General features: G+C 47.5%; 22 protein-coding genes. 1 reads left to right on the forward strand and 21 read right to left on the reverse strand.

Annotated features, from left to right (window positions below; translation table 11 throughout):
- Positions 1–31: 31 nt before the first annotated feature.
- From DHAF_RS17615 to DHAF_RS17650, 8 genes are all read right to left on the reverse strand, one after another.
- Positions 32–415, reverse strand: a complete 384-nt coding sequence (locus tag DHAF_RS17615; protein ID WP_015944644.1) for a type IV pilus modification PilV family protein — start codon at positions 413–415, stop codon at positions 32–34.
- Complete coding sequence (locus DHAF_RS17620; RefSeq protein WP_015944645.1) at positions 412–750, reverse strand: type II secretion system protein GspG; 339 nt, start codon at positions 748–750, stop codon at positions 412–414. Before DHAF_RS17620 ends, DHAF_RS17615 begins: the two co-directional genes overlap by 4 nt.
- A 269-nt stretch (positions 751–1,019) precedes the next feature.
- Complete coding sequence (aroB, locus tag DHAF_RS17625; protein ID WP_005810889.1) at positions 1,020–2,102, reverse strand: 3-dehydroquinate synthase; 1,083 nt, start codon at positions 2,100–2,102, stop codon at positions 1,020–1,022.
- Positions 2,083–2,706, reverse strand: coding sequence for a shikimate kinase (locus DHAF_RS17630; protein ID WP_005810888.1), 624 nt, complete (start codon positions 2,704–2,706; stop codon positions 2,083–2,085). Before DHAF_RS17630 ends, aroB begins: the two co-directional genes overlap by 20 nt.
- A 1-nt stretch (position 2,707) precedes the next feature.
- Entirely contained in the window at positions 2,708–3,856 is a 1,149-nt protein-coding gene (gene aroC / locus DHAF_RS17635; protein WP_015944646.1) for a chorismate synthase, read from the reverse strand.
- An 11-nt stretch (positions 3,857–3,867) separates the two neighbouring features.
- Positions 3,868–4,344 carry a prepilin-type N-terminal cleavage/methylation domain-containing protein gene (locus tag DHAF_RS17640; RefSeq protein WP_011460296.1) on the reverse strand — a complete coding sequence of 159 codons (477 nt, stop codon included), beginning with the start codon at positions 4,342–4,344 and terminating at the stop codon, positions 3,868–3,870.
- A gap of 81 nt (positions 4,345–4,425) precedes the next feature.
- Positions 4,426–5,313, reverse strand: a complete 888-nt coding sequence (aroE, locus tag DHAF_RS17645) for a shikimate dehydrogenase (RefSeq protein ID WP_015944647.1) — start codon at positions 5,311–5,313, stop codon at positions 4,426–4,428.
- A gap of 12 nt (positions 5,314–5,325) precedes the next feature.
- Positions 5,326–5,856 (reverse strand): YqeG family HAD IIIA-type phosphatase, encoded by a 531-nt coding sequence (locus DHAF_RS17650; protein ID WP_011460298.1) that lies wholly within the window; start codon positions 5,854–5,856, stop codon positions 5,326–5,328.
- 144 nt (positions 5,857–6,000) lie between these two features.
- Between DHAF_RS17650 and DHAF_RS17655 the strand changes: the two genes are divergently transcribed.
- A complete protein-coding gene (locus tag DHAF_RS17655) occupies positions 6,001–6,897 on the forward strand; it encodes a phosphatidylserine decarboxylase (protein WP_005810883.1) in 897 nt (298 codons plus the stop codon).
- Positions 6,898–6,934: 37 nt separating this feature from the next.
- Here the strand turns inward: DHAF_RS17655 and DHAF_RS17660 are convergent, their stop codons facing one another.
- The 13 genes from DHAF_RS17660 to DHAF_RS17720 all read right to left on the reverse strand — a co-directional run bounded on the left by DHAF_RS17660 (position 6,935) and on the right by DHAF_RS17720 (position 17,713).
- Positions 6,935–7,270, reverse strand: a complete 336-nt coding sequence (locus tag DHAF_RS17660; protein WP_005810882.1) for a branched-chain amino acid transporter permease — start codon at positions 7,268–7,270, stop codon at positions 6,935–6,937.
- A complete protein-coding gene (locus tag DHAF_RS17665; RefSeq protein ID WP_041271987.1) occupies positions 7,267–8,028 on the reverse strand; it encodes an AzlC family ABC transporter permease in 762 nt (253 codons plus the stop codon). Before DHAF_RS17665 ends, DHAF_RS17660 begins: the two co-directional genes overlap by 4 nt.
- Positions 8,029–8,101: 73 nt before the next feature.
- On the reverse strand, positions 8,102–8,575 hold the full coding sequence (locus tag DHAF_RS17670; protein ID WP_015944649.1) for an Lrp/AsnC family transcriptional regulator: 474 nt from the start codon (positions 8,573–8,575) through the stop codon (positions 8,102–8,104).
- 241 nt (positions 8,576–8,816) lie between these two features.
- The gene (locus DHAF_RS17675; protein ID WP_015944650.1) at positions 8,817–9,728 is read right to left on the reverse strand and encodes a phosphate butyryltransferase; all 912 of its coding nucleotides are present in this window, start codon (positions 9,726–9,728) and stop codon (positions 8,817–8,819) included.
- 3 nt (positions 9,729–9,731) lie between these two features.
- Positions 9,732–10,820 (reverse strand): butyrate kinase, encoded by a 1,089-nt coding sequence (gene buk, locus DHAF_RS17680; protein WP_015944651.1) that lies wholly within the window; start codon positions 10,818–10,820, stop codon positions 9,732–9,734.
- Positions 10,821–10,857: 37 nt separating this feature from the next.
- Positions 10,858–12,039 (reverse strand): thiolase family protein, encoded by a 1,182-nt coding sequence (locus DHAF_RS17685; protein ID WP_015944652.1) that lies wholly within the window; start codon positions 12,037–12,039, stop codon positions 10,858–10,860.
- A 224-nt stretch (positions 12,040–12,263) separates the two neighbouring features.
- The gene (gene sigK / locus DHAF_RS17690; RefSeq protein ID WP_005810876.1) at positions 12,264–13,013 is read right to left on the reverse strand and encodes an RNA polymerase sporulation sigma factor SigK; all 750 of its coding nucleotides are present in this window, start codon (positions 13,011–13,013) and stop codon (positions 12,264–12,266) included.
- Between the two features lie 205 nt (positions 13,014–13,218).
- Complete coding sequence (locus DHAF_RS17695) at positions 13,219–13,821, reverse strand: hypothetical protein (RefSeq protein ID WP_015944653.1); 603 nt, start codon at positions 13,819–13,821, stop codon at positions 13,219–13,221.
- Between the two features lie 46 nt (positions 13,822–13,867).
- Complete coding sequence (locus DHAF_RS17700) at positions 13,868–14,410, reverse strand: PilN domain-containing protein (RefSeq protein WP_015944654.1); 543 nt, start codon at positions 14,408–14,410, stop codon at positions 13,868–13,870.
- The gene (pilM, locus tag DHAF_RS17705) at positions 14,411–15,472 is read right to left on the reverse strand and encodes a pilus assembly protein PilM (protein ID WP_015944655.1); all 1,062 of its coding nucleotides are present in this window, start codon (positions 15,470–15,472) and stop codon (positions 14,411–14,413) included.
- Positions 15,473–15,513: 41 nt separating this feature from the next.
- On the reverse strand, positions 15,514–16,698 hold the full coding sequence (locus tag DHAF_RS17710) for a hypothetical protein (RefSeq protein WP_242659899.1): 1,185 nt from the start codon (positions 16,696–16,698) through the stop codon (positions 15,514–15,516).
- Positions 16,699–16,805: 107 nt separating this feature from the next.
- Entirely contained in the window at positions 16,806–17,360 is a 555-nt protein-coding gene (locus tag DHAF_RS17715) for a PilW family protein (protein ID WP_015944657.1), read from the reverse strand.
- Positions 17,357–17,713, reverse strand: coding sequence for a type IV pilus modification PilV family protein (locus DHAF_RS17720; RefSeq protein WP_015944658.1), 357 nt, complete (start codon positions 17,711–17,713; stop codon positions 17,357–17,359). Before DHAF_RS17720 ends, DHAF_RS17715 begins: the two co-directional genes overlap by 4 nt.
- Positions 17,714–17,732: the final 19 nt, after the last annotated feature.

Here is a 17,732-nt window from a genome sequence, read left to right on the forward strand (position 1 = left end):
GCTGTCCTCTCCCTAATTGAGGCTATTGGATTTATTGCAAGGCATAAAGGCTTTCCAAGGTATAGCGTTGAACACTCCCTTGTTCCAGCCAGGAAACTTCCACCTTAACTCTTAATAATTCATCAGGGATATCCCAATCAGAATAAACCCTCCAGCGGAAAAATCCCTCCGACCCTTCCACTTCTCCGCCGGGGATACAGCTGCCTCTCCGGATGTTATCCCGCCAGGACTCCGCTCCTAAGGTTTCCATGATATTTTGGGCATGATTGGCCGCCTCGGTGAGACGAAGCGCCTGGTCAGCTTCACTTAAAGCCTTCTCGCTTAAACCATACAAAGCAGCAAAACCTACCGTAAAAAGAAAGAGGGCCAGAATCACATCCAAAAGCACAAAACCCTTTTCATTATAGTCATTCATGGGACGACTTTGCCTCCCTCATCCAGTTCATAGCGTTCTTCATTATCAGTAGGTTTGGTAAAACGCTGTCTGAGATAAGGTCCCCGCCAACCTTCTATTCCCGGAGGTGGTGCATATAAATCTGCTATTCCCTCAGGTAACTTTCCGGTATCCAGTTTGTATAGTTCCACTGCCCCCTCGATCAGCACTCGATTAGCTAAATCCGCTTGAGTAGAAGTGTGATTCTTAGCAGTGCCCCATCGTGGTGCTGCAATGCTGATGATAGCCATCATCAAACAAAGAACCAAAAGAACTTCCAGCAGTGTAAAACCTTTCTCTTTACATCGATTCCCCATAAAATTATCTCATTCTCCTAAACTCAATGGTAAAATACGCCTATTCTGGATGTATCTATAATATTCTATCAATTCCATGAAGAATTCCTTCTTTAGAACTGTCTTTAGACAATCTTTATTCGATTTAGAGAAAATTTGTCTCATTCAAAGCTTTTTTTACTTATTTTAGGATCATTCGACTTTAAGCGTCGCCAAGCCCTTAAGTCGAAGAGATATAAAAAAACCACGACTCATAGCCGTGGTTTTCCCTTAATTTGAAGTTAAATTTCTCACTCAATAACCTTATCCCAAGCTCTTAGAATTTCCTCATCGTTGGCGTCACGAATCACGATCCCCTGTCCTATCCCTTTAGGCAGGACCAAAACTTTCTGCCCTTTGTAATTCTTTTTATCTGCCCCCATAAGATCGGTTAACACTCGGGGATTCTTAGCTCTGACAGTTACCGGCAAACCGAAAGCTTTGAGAAGCTTAATCAAGCGTTCCACTTCTCCACTGTTCATCAGTCCCCGTTCTTGGGCCAGATGGGCAGCTGCTACCATGCCGATGCTGACACCCTGTCCATGGGTAATCCCTTGGTAGGCCACCTCAGCCTCAAGAGCATGACCAAAGCTATGCCCGTAATTAAGAAACATCCTCTTGCCCTGTTCCGTCTCGTCCTCAGAGACCAGTCTGACTTTAACCGCCGAGGAGCGGGAAGTCAACTCCTTGTATAGCTCAGGCTTCCGCGCCATGATTTCTTCCTGGTGTTTTTCGATAAAAGAGAGAAGCTCTTCATCGGCAATGACAGCATGCTTGATAGTCTCTGCCAGACCATTAAGCATTTCTTCCCAGGGCAGGGTCTCTAATGTACTAAAATCTGTCCATACAGCCAGAGGCGGGTAAAAATCTCCCAGCAGGTTCTTGCCTGCAGCATGATTTACCGCAACTTTACCGCCGATGCTGCTATCCACCATCGCCAGAAGGGTGGTGGGAATTTGGACATAACGCATTCCCCGCATAAAGACACTGGCGAAGAAGCCGGCCAAATCTCCAATAACCCCTCCCCCCAAAGCCAAGACCACGGTCTTGCGATCCGCGCCGCAGGCAATGGCTTCACTGGTTAAATCACTGAGGCGGTCCAGGGATTTCTCATCCTCACCCTGAGGTACAATCAGGGTATTGACCATAAAGGAGCTTAGCCCTTTTTGCAAAGTATCCAGATAGTAATCGCCGACATTAGGGTGAGTAATCACCAGAAGATGTTCCCCAGCTCCGATGCGGGTGGTCAGATAGTCACCCAGCTCCTCCAGCCTGGCCCCCAGGAAAACAGGGTAGGGCTTCACGGAGGCAACATCAATCCTCTGTCCTTGCATCCATAGAACCTCCTTCATATAGGCTGAATATCTCTTCAACCACTTGTTCAATTCCCTTATGAGTCGTATCGATAGTCCAATTCGCCTGGTTATAGATAGGTTGTCTCTTGGCCCACAGCTCTTCAACCACTTGGCGATCTCCTCTCAAAAGAGGACGGTCATTGCGATAGCCAATTCGTTTGTAAATCTCATCAAGGGGCGCATATAAGCCGATAATAACACCGCTTTGTGCCAAATCCCGCCAATTCTCAGGATTCAGCACAGTTCCTCCCCCTGTAGCAATAACATACCCTTTATGTTCAGCCAGACGTTTCACCAACAGCCGCTCCTCCGAACGAAAACGGGTCTCGCCATGGCGGCGAAAAATTTCCGATACAGTCATTTCCGTTAGTCTTTCGATCTCCAGATCCGTATCAATAAACTCCCGTCCCAGGAGCTTGGCCAAACGCCTGCCCACAGTGCTTTTGCCGGTACCCATAAAGCCTACAAGCACAATATTATCATTATGAGCAGCGCCAGAGAGTCCCTCCCCCTCCTCCAAGGCATCATTTTTAGAGGGATCTCCATTAAAAGATGTGATTTCATGCTCAAAAAAATTATTCATACTATTGCTCACTCACAAATCGTTTATAATCCTGCCAGGCTTTATCCAACTCATCCCATGTATCGGCAGGAAACTTTTCCAGAATGGCCTGAAGGATTTCCCAAGCCGCCACATGCTTAAGGACCACCAGAGCGGCGGGAACCGCACACACATCGCTGCGCTCTACACTGGCCTCCATAACTTCTTTCGTTTCCAGATTAACCGTTGACAAAGGACTGTATAAGGTAGGGATGGGCTTCATGACCGCTTCGATTATCACCGGTTCCCCATTGGTCATTCCACCTTCAATTCCGCCGGCATTATTGCTATAACGATAATAACCCCGCCCGCTGTCATAACCGATGGGATCATGGACTTCGGACCCAAAGTGCTGGCCTGCCGTAAAACCCATGCCAAAGGCTACTCCCTTGATGGCCTGGACAGATAAAACGGCCTGAGCCAACCGGCCATCCAATTTTCTATCCCACTGGACATAGGAACCCAGACCCGGCAGCAGGTTCCGCACTTGGATCTGCAGCACTCCCCCTAAGGACTCCCCTTGGCTCCGAGCCTCTTGCAGCTGAGCATCTAACGCTTCTTCACCCTTGGGGTCTCCTACCTTCCACTCAGAGGCCTGGACCCGTTGCCAATACTCAGGGGTATCCTCGCTATCCATGTGGACTTTTCCTACGGATAGGACCTGTCCTCTTATCTCCACCCCTAAAGCTTCCAGAATCTGTACGGCAATATTCCCGATAGCCACCCGCATAGCTGTCTCCCGGGCACTGGCTCGCTCCAGAACATTGCGCACTTCGGTCCGATATTTCAAATATCCCGTCAAATCCGCATGGCCTGGTCGCGGTGTCATAACTTTGCGGCTTTCCAAATCCGCTTCATCACCCCAGGCCATAATTTTCTCCCAATTGGCCCAGTCCCGGTTGATAATCTCTAAGGCTATAGGAGCCCCTGTGGTTAATCCCCCCCGGACTCCGGAAAGAATCGTGATCTGATCCTTTTCAATTTTCATTCGTCCCCCGCGGCCAGGACCCTTTTGCCGCTCTTGCAGTGCTTGATCGATGGTTTCTTTATCTATCTTAGCCCCCGAGGGAACCCCTTCAAGGATGCCGACAAGCTTTGGTCCGTGAGATTCACCTGCTGTCAAATAACGCATACCTTGCCTCCTTACTTAATTTCTTCCCGAACTCTGCCTGTAATCAAGGCAGTAATGACATTTCTGGTATGTTTTCCATTGGTTAAGGAAATACTGCCGGTCTTGATTGGCCCTCCCAGAAAGATGGGTGAGCCTTCCGCAGAAAAGCGTATATTGCTCGGTTGATTGGCGAAGCTTATTTTTTCCGGAAGGGTGATGGTTTTCTCCAACGTCCCTTCTCTGAAAATACGATAAGTATTATTGCTTGGATAAAGGCGGATTTCATACCAGGTATTTTCGGCCATCGCCTTGGCCCTGGCATCCCGTAGTTCCTGAATGAGCTGGGTACTGGCTAAAGACAAATTGCGGTTGTCCATCTGCACTGGGAGCTTTATCAAAAGCACAAAACCCACCCCTGCCAGGAGGGTTAGGACCAGAAGCACCTCAAGGAGAGTAAAGCCCCTTGTCTTGTCCGATTGACCGGCTTTAAGCTGCCTCTTTCTCCTCATTCATAGCCACTCCCTCGTCCGGGTCGCGTAGCTTTACGCACAACGCGAAGATACTGCTTACGGGTCTTTTCAATGTAGCCATCAAACTGCCAAAGCCTGATACAAAGCCTTCCTCATGGATTCTACAGGCGCCTTATCTTCCAGCCAGAATTCCCAGGCATTGACCCCTTGATAAAGAAGCATATCGATTCCGTTGACAGTCTTGCAGCCCATGGCTTTAGCCGAATGTAAGAAAGGTGTCTCCCAAGGATTAAAGATGATGTCCACTACCAGAGTGCCTGGCCGTATTCCTGCAAGAGAAAAAGGGTATTCTTCCTTTTTTAAGCCTATGCTGGTTGTTTGGATCACGCAATCCGCCTGAACCAGCCAGGCTCCCCTTCCCCATTCCTCCTGGTGCGCTTGTCCGCCCCACTCTAGTACTTTTCCCACCAACTCCGCCCCCCGCTCAGGAGTGCGGTTCATGATGCAAAGCTGGGCTTGAAAAGGCGCCAGGGCCATAGCAATCCCCTTGGCGGCACCTCCGGCTCCTAAGATAACGATTTGTTGTCGCTCATCTAACTCCATATGTTCCTGCAGGGAACGAACGAAGCCGGAACCATCGGTGTTATGGCCGATCAGCCGACCCTTGTCCACTTTTACGGTGTTCACAGCGCCTGCTCTGACCGCCTCCTCTGTCAGTTCATCCAGAAAAGGAAGAATGGTTTCCTTATGGGGAACGGTTACATTCCAGCCGCTGAAGCCCAGAGCCTTAAGACCCAATACGGCCTCTCCCAAATCCTCAGGGCTCACCTGGAATTTTTGATAATCTGCAGCTAAGTTTAAAGCCTTATATCCGGCATTATGCATCACCGGAGATAAGGAATGAGCAATCGGATCGCCAATCACTGCAAAATGCTTTACCAAGTCTACACCCCCAAAGCTTTTGGATAGCACAACGGAATGGTTTTCCCATTCCGTTATCGTCATCATACAGTTCCTCGTTTAGCGTACCTTTGTACCATGGGGCTCCGACGTTTCATAACGCTTCATCAACCAGACCAATACTCGCTCCATTCTACGCAGGAGCCGTGTACCGATAAATTCCCGATCATTGATGGGGAGAACTAAAATCGTATACATTTCCATACGATTCCCGCCGAGGATATCCGTAAACAGTTGATCCCCAATGACAGCGGTATCGGAAATCCCGGTACCCAAAACATTCATTCCTGCCTGAAAAGCCCTACGACGTGGTTTCGTTGCCCGAAAAACAAAAGGTATTCCTAAACGCTCCGCCACAACGGCCACCCGTTGCTTGCGCTTATTATTGGATACGACACATGCCTGAATCCCTGCCACTTTAAGTTTCTCAAACCATTCCACAACCTTCGGTCCAACTTCCAAGTCATTCCAGGGCGTCATCGTGTTGTCAAGATCTATAATAAGCCCGCGAATACCATTTCTTTTCAAAACATCCATGGGTATACTATCCAATGAATCTGCCTGAAAAGTCGGCTTGAAGAGATCAAACATAGTGTCCTCCCCACATGGCATTTTTTACTTATTATATCCCAGAGTTCTACTCTGGGCAAGTTAAATGGAAGAGGGCTTTAGAAATAACCTCTGGTGAAATGTGAAAAAATATCATAAAATGTCCTGTATAGGAGTTGAACACATTTGATTAAATATTATGATCGCAAAACCCAAACCTATCAGATCGAAAAAGTGGCTGGGGAGAAAATGATTCGCTGGACTTATTCTTCTCCTGTGGGGATGAGACTATTGGAAACGGTGGTCAAAAAAAGGATGTGCTCCAGCTTTTACGGCTGGTATCTTGATCGGCGCATCAGCCGGCGCAAGATCCACCCTTTTGTTTGCAAATTTGATCTGGACTTATCCATTGCCGAGAAAAACCTCAAAGATTTTTCTTCATTTAATGATTTCTTTTACCGTAAGCTAAAACCATCAGCCCGTTCTATCGACCCCTGTCAAGACTCCCTCATCTCTTTGGGGGATGGTAAGTTGCTGGCCTACGAAGACATTAACTTGGACTGCTTGGTCCAGGTTAAAGGCCTTACTTACAGTCTTAAAGAACTGATTAAAGACCCGGAGACGGCTTCAAAATACAAGAGAGGCACCTGCTTGATTCTACGGCTATGCCCCACGGATTATCACCGTTTTCATTTTATCGACAGCGGTATCTGTGAACCCTCTCACCGTATTAAAGGCTCTTACTACTCCGTTAATCCGGTGGCTCTGCAGAAGGTAGCCAAGCTTTTCTGCGAGAACAAAAGGGAATGGAGCATTTTCCATTCAGACCATTTTGGAGATATTCTCACCATCGAAGTAGGCGCTACTTTTGTGGGCTCCATCATTCAGAGCTACACTCCCCACCAACCGGTGGCCCGGGGAGATGAAAAAGGCTATTTCAAATTCGGCGGTTCCACGGTTCTGCTCTTTTTCGAAGAAAATAAGATTAAGATCGATCCCGATATTGTTGAACAGACAAAATTAGGCTATGAGACTTATATTCTTTTCGGAGAAAAAATCGGTGTCCGCCATAAGGGCCGATAATTTACTCATACCGTGGCGTTATCAGCAGCGGATGGCCTCAGGCAAACACGAATTGCACCAGGGCCATATAGAGCACCGTTCCTCCGCCGATGCTGAGCAGCACATTGTTTTTCCACAGATGAATAAAGATGATAAACCCGATGGCAATCCCTTCCGGCAGCCCATAAGGAGCAGCCAGGAGGGATACATTTTTTAGACAATAGATAATCAACATAGCAATAGCAGCGAAGGGAATCACCTGACCAAGGTAAAGGATAAAAGCCGGCGTCTCCTTATGTGAAGGGAATAAAAGAAAGGGCAGCCCTCTGGTGAGAATTGTTCCCAGAGCGATCACTGCGATGATAACAAGGGACTGTTGGCTGGTAAGTATCATACTTGCTCCTCCTTGATAGCCATGGGAGTCGTTTTAGCCCCATCAGGCATGGACACCCCTTCCGACTTACAGAGGTTCTCCAGCGGCTTTCTGAACAGGGAAAGGATCCCAATGATGGCAGCCATGGCGGGAATAATAAAATGTTCCGGTCCAAACACCCATAAGCAAAGCACTGAAGCGCCGAGGCCGATTAGAGCCGGAGCATGCTGCTTCTGGGACTTCCATTGTTCCAGAAAGATCACCACAAACAGAGCTGTCATCACAAAGTCTATCCCTTTCGTATTAAAAGACACCATGGACCCTAATATGCCGCCCAGGGCACAAGCAGCAATCCAGTAACTATGATTGAGGATCGTCACAAAAAACATGAACCAGCCACGGTTCACTCCCTGGGGAGGATTCGTGGCACAAAGAATGGAGAAGGTCTCATCCGTAAGCCCAAAGACTAAATAAGGCTTTTTCCTTCCCGCTTCGCTGTACTTGCCTAAAAGAGAGAGACCGTAAAACAAATGCCTGGCATTCACCATCAAGGTCATAATAAAAGCATTTAAGGGATTAAAAGCCATGGTCAGCAGATTAATCGCCACATATTGCATAGAGCCGGCATAAATAAAAACACTCATCAGGATGGCCCAGCCAAAATGATAGCCCTTACTGTTCAAAAGAATCCCAAAGGCCATACCAAGAAATAAGTAGCCGGTCATTACCGGCAATGTATAGGGAAACGCCGCTTTCAAGGCTTTGATCTTATCCTGCATACTGGGTTGCTCTCCTCCTCTGCTCTTTCCATTCAATTCCATAGGCAACTCATACCTACTTAAAAGATCGCCCCTAATCTTGATCTATAGGTATGGTTAACGTGCATTTATCCCTGTTCATGACAATACTGGTTTCTACTTTATCCACCCCCGGAATAGCCATAATGGTGTCGATGATAAAATCCCGAAAAGTAGCAATGTCCTTCGCCACTACTTTTAAAAGAAAATCCCGGCTGCCCGTCACTGTATAGCATTCGAGAACATTAGGGATTTCATTAATCGTCGCCAAAAAATGGTTGGCAATCTCTCTATTGAGAGGAGAAAGATTCACCATCGTGAAAGCAATTAACTCAACGCCCAGCTTTTTCTCATCGACAAAGGCAGTATATTGCTTAATGACCCCTTGTTCTTTTAAGTTTTTTGTCCGTGTTAAACAGGCCGAGGGCGATAAGCCAATCTTCTTCGATAGTTCCAAATTTGAGATAGAGGAATCTTCCTGCAAAGCATGGATAATGGCTTTATCCTGAGTGTCAAGATTAATTTCCAATTTAATTCTCCTTTTATAAAAATAACAAAATAAAATTCTAAATTACTATTTATATACTATATATTATTCTTTTCATTCTGACAAGCATTATCTGACAGCAGCGCTATAAATTATGACAATAATGCTATAAATCATGACAGCTATCATTAAAGAAAGCTGCCCTAAATCATCGGGCAGCTTTATGCTTTACAGGCTATATACTGATCATCCAGCCTCTTTTTTCATCCGAGCCTTTTCTAAATTACTCATTGCTTCCCGCCTTAAAGGCGGCAACACGAGCAGCACACAAGATAGAAAGGAATTTAGACTCCGGAGTATCCGCACGACTGGGCAGAATGATCGGTGCTTTGGCTCCAAAAACCAATCCGGCTGAACGAAAAGAAGCTAAACAGGTGGCTGCTTTATAGATGGCATTGCCCGTCTCAATATTTGGCACCAAAAGGATATCCGCCTGCCCGGCTACCTCACTTCCCCGGATGCCTTTATGCTCGGCCCTTTCCGCATTGACGGCGTTATCAAGGGCAAAAGGCCCATCCACCAGGCAATCTTTAATCTGGCCCCGGCGATTCATCTGAGTGAGTATAGCAGCATCTAAGGTTGAAGGCATATCGGGATTAACCACCTCAAGAGCAGAGAGGGCCGCAACTTTGGGCTGCTCTACACCTAAGGCCCGGGCCACTGTCACTGCATTTCTGATGATATCCGCTTTTTGCTTGATATCCGGGGCGATGTTCATTCCTGCATCGGTAATCAACAGCAGCCGATTTAAACTCGGAACTTCAATAATGGCAATATGGCTGAGGGTTGAGCCCGCCCTTAAGCCCTTCTCTTTATCCAGCACAGCTTTGAGGATCTCCGCCGTTTGCAGCATGCCCTTCATGAGCAGATCGGCTTGACCTTCACGAACCAGATTGCTGGCATATAGGGCAGCTTTCCTGACATTGGGTTCATGAACAAGGGGGCTGTCTGCAAGATCGATGCCCATTTCCTCAGCATAGCGGCGTATTTTTCCTTCATCTCCTACCAATATAGGCAAGGCCGCTCCCAGCTCCTTAGCCTTAAAAACTGCTTCTAAAACAGGTTTATCGTGGGCCGCGGCTACGGCAATCCTTTGGGGTGGCTTCAATACTTCAGATAAAATTCTAGCGAACATTCTCTATCTCCTTACTCCATAATGCTTAACCTGTTCCCGCCCGGTCAGTACAGCAAAAGCTCCCTCAGCCATAGCCTGCAATTCATCCTCACCCGGGTATACCGTAACCGGAGCCATTTTCCTTACCCGCTGGTCAATCAATTGGACAAACCGCCGGCTATAAGCCAATCCTCCCGTTAGTACAATTCCCTCCACTTCTCCCTCGAGAGCGGCAGCCATCGCCCCGATTTGCTTAGACACTTGATAGGCCATGGCCTCCACCACCAATTGGGCATAGTCGTCCCCTTGGTCGATTCTTTTCTCCGCTTCCCGCAAATCATTGGTTCCCAGAAGCATTTGCATCCCGCCCTTGGACATGATCTGAGTAAAGATAGTTTCCTTGGTGTAGAGTCCGGAAAAGCACAGCTCGACAACAGCCGATACGGGTAATCCACCTGCCCGTTCCGGCCCAAAAGGGCCATCCCCGGCCGAAGCGTCATTGACATCGATGGTTCGTCCATTCCGATGGGCACTGACTGAAATGCCTCCGCCCAGATGAACCACGATCAAGCGGCTCTCTTCATATCTCTTTTGGTTTTCTCTGCAAAACCGTTTAGCCACATATTTGGAATTAAGGGCATGAAAAATGCTGCGCCGCGCAATAGCTTTGATTCCCGTAAGCCTGGCCTGAGGAATCATTTCATCGATGGTCACCGGGTCCACCACATAAGCGGGAATGGATAGTTGCCGGCCTATTTCATAAGCAATGACCCCACCTAAAGAAGAAGCATGGCGCATAGACTCCTCACTTGTTAAATCATGAACCAGATGTTCGTCAAGCAAATACGTCCCGGATTCTAAAGGTTTGACCATACCGCAGCGGCCGACCACAGCCTGCAGGGAAGTCATGGGAATGCCGGATTCCTGCACAGAGTTCAGGACAAATGCCCTGCGCAACTCCTTCTGCTCCATAATACTGGCATAGCCCTCCAATTCAGCACGGTGATAGCGAACGGTTTTATCAAATACACAGGTTAAATTCTCATAAATCCCGATCTTTGTAGAAGTAGAGCCTGGATTGATGACTAAAATCCGAACTGCAGGTTCCGCCAATCCTATTCCTCCTCAATTTTGCCGATACAGTGATGATTTAACTAAATGCCTCCACCACGACTGCCATAGCCGGTCCTCCTCCGGCACAAAGAGAGGCACAGCCATACTGATTGCGGCGGCGCTTCATTTCCTGGATCAAGGTCAAAATAAGGCGGGCACCGGTCATCCCTACAGGATGGCCCAGGGAGATTCCCGAGCCATTGACATTGACCTTATCCAGATCCAGCTTCAGTTCCCGGTTACAGGCCAGGAATTGAGCAGCGAAGGCTTCATTGATTTCCCAGAGGTCAATATCTTTGGTATCCATCCGGGCAAAGTTCAGAGCACGCCTAACAGCCGGTACCACACCAAACCCCATGATTTTTGGATCCACGGAAGCAGACGCCGTGGCCACAATTCGGGCTAAGGGCTTAAACCCCAGCTCCTGAGCTTTTTCCCCGGACATCAGCAGCAAAGCCACCGCTCCATCATTGAGACTGGAGGCATTCCCCGCCGTCACCGTCCCCTCTTTTTGGAAAGCCGGCCTCAGCTTGGCAAAGCTCTCCAGCGTGACATCTTCACGAGGATGCTCATCCTCAGCAATAAGGCGGGTTTCTTTCTTGGTTACGATCTCCACCGGAACAATCTCTTCTTTAAGTTTTCCCTCTTTCAGAGCCCGACAGGCCCGCCGGTGGCTTTCCAAAGCATGCTCATCCTGCTCTTCCCGGGAAATGCCGTACATCTCCGCCAGATTCTCGGCCGTAATCCCCATATGATAGTTATAGAAGGCATCAATCAGAGCATCATACAGTAAACCATCGTGAAGGGTATCAGACCCCATCCGATAGCCTCCGCGAGCCTTGAGCAGGAGATAGGGCACATTGGTCATGCTTTCTATTCCCACAGCAGCTCCAATCTGGATCTTCCCCAGCATAATTTCCTGGCTTACCATCTCTGTAGCCCGCATGGATGAAGGACATTGCTGATTGATAGTGGCCGCCACTGTTTCTACAGGACAACCGACTCCCATAGCCACTTGACGAGCGGGGTTCCCTTTACATCCCGCCTGATAGACATGGCCGGCTATCACCTCTTCGATCTGAGCCGGCTCAAGGTTGGATTTCTGAAGCGCCCCCTTCAGAGCAATCATTCCCAAATCCACGGCCTTAAAATCTTTAAGTGCTCCATTGAAATCCCCAATAGGTGTTCTGGCACCGCTCACAATAACTACATCCTGCATCGATAGACCCCTCCCCTTTTCATCCTCGGTACTGTTATGGCTCTCCTCAGTTGAGTAGATATTAACTTCGAGGAATATTCTTAATATTCTACCATTTGTGTATTTCTCCTCTAAACAACCAATTTTTTATATAAAAAAGCCCTCAGAAAATTCTTTGGGCTCATTTGTCTTTATATTAAATTCTTAAATTTTTATTCAGTCATTACTCATATGCATTACATTACTTACTTCTTCGGATCATGGTCTTCCATTTGCTCCATCAACTTCTGAATGGCTTTCTTCTCAATGCGGGAGACATAGGATCTGGAGATGCCCAAAGCCTTAGCTATTTCGCGCTGAGTTCTTCTGGGGCTGTTCATCAAACCATAACGCAGCTGCAGAACAAGCCGCTCCCGGCGGGTTAGATTTTTGACTTTATCCAGAAGGACCCGCTGCTCAAATTCATTTTCTATCCGGTCCGATATAGCCTCACCTTCTGAAGCCAGAACATCCATCAGGGATATTTCGTTCCCTTCCTTATCCACTCCAATCGGATCGTAGATAGAGACTTCACCGCGGGATTTCTTGAGAGATCTGAGATGCATGAGAATCTCATTTTCAATACAGCGGGCCGCATAAGTCGCCAGCTTCGTCCCTTTCCCAGGATCAAAGGTATCAATTCCTTTGATCAGGCCAATCGTACCAATGGAAATCAGGTCGTCACTGTCTTCTCCCGTACCGTCAAACTTCTTGACCAAATGGGCCACCAACCGCAGGTTATGCTCCACCAGCTTATTGCGGGCATATTCCGCTTTGGTAAGATCTTTGGGAGTGGCTTCCGGGCTTTTGCTGGCTCTAAGAACTTTAAGATAGTGAGCTTCATCCTGTTCGTTAAGAGGGTGTGGGAAAGCATTATTATTGATATAGGAGACAAGAAGGGTTACTCCCTTCAAGACCGTTAAGGCAATACTGGCAACAAGGATTTCGGTCAACATGATTTAAGCCACTCCTTTCACGCTTACGTTTTAATACCTATGCGAAAGGAGGGCAATTTCTGCTTGGCCCTTTTACCTTTTTAATTTTTGCGGGGATGCCGGTTGATTGTTTTTTAAGTAAATGCAGCTTCTACTTTATTTTGCGCTACAAAAAAAAATGACCCTTCAGGCCATTTTTCAATGCAAATCATCAACTGTTTAAAAGTTATCCATCATTCGGATTACGCTGCTGTTCTTCAGTCATATAATCCTCATCCAGCACTTTCTTTGCTGCCGGTTTTACTGTGCTGGCATAAGCAATCAAGTGAATTTCTCCGTTAAGTACCCCTTCCGAATGGACAAAGTTTAAGCTTGCTAATGTAAATCGCTGATCATTGGCAGATTGGAGATCATTGATCAATTTCGTAATCTGTTCTTGAGAACCGCGGCAATTAAGCACTAGGCGTTGGGCAATATAATCCTTCTCCCCTTGAGTCTCACCGAAAGATACATGCAGAGGCTCAACCTGATTTTGCTTGGCTATCGTATAAAGCTCAACCACTATATCGGGCTTATGGATGGCCGAAGGAATCTGCTTCCACAGCTCCTCAGACTGTTTCTCCAGATTCTTTATCTCCGCCGACAAGTAAGCTTCCTGCCCCGAATATCCAAGAAGCAGCTCATAACGGCTTTGCCTTTCCTGATACATCCCTTTCAGGGTTTGGATATCGGCCCACTTTGGGGTGAATAAATAGGTGTAATAAGCATAGGATACCCCGACGACCAACAGCACCACTAATAAAAAAACCTGCCTAGACTCTTTACTCATGCTTTTCCCACTTTTCCATTCTTACTATTCTTCCCTGAACCTAAGCTCACCTGAGTTTGAAATCCATGACAATAGTTTGCCTTTCATCCTTAAGAGACAAGGCTCCGATATCCTGAGTCTCAAAATACTGGGACACATTCATAGCCGACCAGAAATTGGCCGCATCCACCGGTGATAAGAAACTTATGGATGCCCTGAGAGTGTTGTCTTGGTTTAAGGTGACATTCTCTAAAATTGCGCCGGCAGGGAGGGATTCCTTAAGACGATCGAGCACTTCCCCGGGGTTCTTTCTCTGCCCCCCAACGAAATCAAGCACTTTTTCCTGTAACCCGAGCTGTTCCTCAAGGGCTTGCACCTGGTAAACCTTGCCGTCTATCTCCTGCAGAGCTGCGATCCGCTGATTCAGCACCGCCAGTTCAGTGTTTAGTTCATACTCATAAACCCATGGAAGGCTTCCCAGCACTATACAAACAAGACCGGCGAGCACACCTAAGGCAATGCGCACCCTTTTGTTCCTGGCCGCTCGTTGTGGTGCCTTAAGCCTGACTCTCCATCTCTGGGCAAAATTCAACTGTACTCTCTCTCGCATTTAATCCTCCCGGAAGGCCAGCCCATACAAGCTTCCATACTTTATCCCTTGATTCACCAAATGTCTGGACTTTTTATTGAAGACCGGCATCCAGTCCCCTGGAAAACCTACTTTGGCCTGAATACCCATATTCCTTTCGAAAATTTCTTCCAAGCCGGGAAAATCCGCACACTCCCCTGTAATAAAAATCTGATCCGCCGTCTTGCCATAGTGGCGGGAAGCAAAAAAGTTCAAAAACTCGCTTAAGGCATTAAATACAGGGACTAAATTATCTTCTAACTCACTTTGATAAACTCTGTCGGCCCCGTCAACACCTTCAGTCCGCTCCTTCGCCTCATCCTGCTCATTCAGCCCATCAAGAGAAATTCCCATATCCGAATACAGAAACAGCACACCATGCTCTAAAAGAACAAACTCCACCCGGTCAGCCCCCAAATCCACCACCGCTAAATCCCTTGCCGAAGCTTGCCGTTTATTCTCCTCCCATTTGGATAAGCGGCTATACAACCGGCATAAACTGTCTGCCGCAAAATCAGTGACCTTGGGAGTGACCCCGAGCTGTTCCCATATCTGCCACTGTTTGGACCATTCCGAAAAGGGGATTGCCACCAAAAGGACCCTCAGCCGTTCCTGATCCTCTTCTTTGATCCTTTCTAAAATCCGGTAGTCCACCAGATAATCGGAAATATTCAATGTAAAATATTGATCCACCTGCTCTGTCAGCAGCTTCTCCAAATCCTTATAGGATAATATAGGAAGAGTGATCATGCGCGTGATCACACCTGGGCAGGAAAGGGCATAGTTCAGCTTTTTCAGGGGTATTCTCTCTTTGTCCGCCCATTGCTTTAAACCTCTCAGACCAAGCGCCGCTCCTTGCCCAGCCTGGGTCTGCCCAAGCACTTCCTCCTGCTCTGTAACCATGTTCATACCCTCAGGAGCCAAGCCCTCTCCTCTATACTCAAAAAGACCATGAATCTTCAGCTTATTCCCGTGCCGTGAGACTTTGGCCACCGTCCAATGCTGGCCATGGACCAAGGCCACCCACTTTTTCTTTCTAATCACAGTCTCTCTCCTTCGGACATCTTAATCGTCTCCTTACACAGTTAGGGGCCGGAAAGGACCTCCCGCTCCCAGATAATCAGCCCTGAATCCTCGTCCCCTTCATGAGATTCAGATACTTTTATTTCGGTCACGCCAACTCGATTAATAACAATATCGCTTCTCTCCTGATGGTTATAAGTATATGAAGCAGAAACCAATGTTGCATTACATCCCTCAACTCCGGTATCCATTACACCCGTGAGAACATTACCTGAAATAGAAGCTATTTGAGGATATGTACTTGACCAGATCACCTTACTGGTAACATCTTCTGTGGTTCCATCAGAAAAAAGGGCTGTCGCCCTAAATGTAACCTTTTCACCCTCCTTTATGATCATAGAAGATGGTGAAATAACCACGCTTTGCAGAGTGACACAATCTTCCAATAGCTCCCAAGGCCCATTAGGATCGGAAGCATCAGGAGGACCCTGCGGGTTATTCCATTTTACGCGATACCGTTTTCCGTTATAGCTGACAACTTCTTTCTCCGGATAAGCTTCGTACGGGCGCCATTCATCGATCAGCTCACGCCACATACCGCTGGAACGCTCTGTATTTTTACCGGGTTCATTTCCGGTCCCATGTCCATTCCACCTTGCTTGCCAATAAGTGGACCCATAATAGATAATCGTATTCCCATTAATAAGTTCATAAAAATTAGAAACTCTGTAATGATTGGTTATTTCCTGCCAAGTGGTCCAGGGAGCCCCAGGCAGCTCACCTACATAGCCATTATGACGAGCACGATATAATCTCTCAACGCTCCTGCCATCGATCATAACACTATAAACAACGTAATCACCTTCTATATATCTATGGTTCAAATCCCAATAGGGATAAGCCGGCTCTCCTCCCCCAGGCCCGCCCGATCCTTCGCCTCCGCCAACACCTTCGGTTCCTATGGTAAACCCGGCGGTTTTTGTCCTCGTAATTTTACCATAGCTCCCCCTGCTGAAGATTATAAATGAGTTTGCTTCAGAGCCATTTTCCCACCAAATATCAAAATCCCCCCCATTATTCAATGGATCGCTTGGTGGATTAGCCAGTGAAGGGAGATCCTCCAATGAAAAAGGCTCATCTCCTGCTTTAATCTCATCAACCAGAAGTAGGGAAATTCCATACTGAATACCTGCATCCGCCAGATTGTTGGCCAGAATAGCTCCTTGTTCGGAATTGACCAGTTTCATATTCGACCTGACTAAGAAGAAAAACACTCCGGAAATCATTGTAATAACCAGCATCGCCATAACGACGGTTATCAGAGCCGCCCCCCGTTCCTTCATCCCTATTCCCCCTAATACATCCGAATCCATGTTAACAATTCCTGTTCATAGGTTCCGGAAGTGCTTCTGGCTTTGAGGTGAATCTGCAGAAGATGCTCAGTAAGCGGTTGGATAGTCAGAGCATCGATCTCATCAGCGATAAGATGCACTTCATTGGTCGAAGTGTCCCGATACCAAAGCTTTTTATCCCAATAATCATAATAGATTTCCGTGCCACCAGGCAATTTGCTCATATCCCCATTTAAGACATCCGGCACCGGCCTGATATTGATCAGGCAGCGGGATGTTCCTCCCGGTTCATTGGCATACACACCTTCATTATGCCGCCCGCCCTCAGCCGTATCACCGGCATAATAAGCTACATAGCGATTGAGCCTGACTTCATCCAGCAGATGAACCATGGCTGATCTTGCCTTTTGTTGGATCGCATCCTGACCGCTGGCTGTATTGAGCATGCGGATCTCCCCCCGCATCAGCTGAGAGATGATCATCATCAGTATCCCGAAAATGACAATGGCTATCATCACTTCCAGGATAGTAAATCCTTCTTCCCGTTGCTTGTTCATTCTCTTATCACCCTGTATGTGGCTAAAACGACCGGTTCAGGATCGGTTGGGGAATTGCGCAGAGATACCTTTACCTCAATCTTTTCCAGATGGTCATTTACCCTATGGGTAGTCATCACCGGGACAAAATCTGTAAAGCCTGGGATAGTCACCGCAGGGGTAACCCCCTCCATCTCCGCCTCTAGCACGCCTGCCGCATAGAAGAGCATCTGCTCCCTGACTTGGCTCCGGTAAGCATATTTATGAGACACAGCATCGCTTTGCAAAACAAAACCGACACCAATCATCAAGATAGTCAGAGCGACAGCCACTTCCAAAACAGTCATCCCCTGTTCCCTGCTTTTGCCTTCCATCCCGTTCCCTCCTGCTGTC

Source organism: Desulfitobacterium hafniense DCB-2, assembly GCF_000021925.1.
Taxonomy (GTDB): domain Bacteria; phylum Bacillota; class Desulfitobacteriia; order Desulfitobacteriales; family Desulfitobacteriaceae; genus Desulfitobacterium; species Desulfitobacterium hafniense.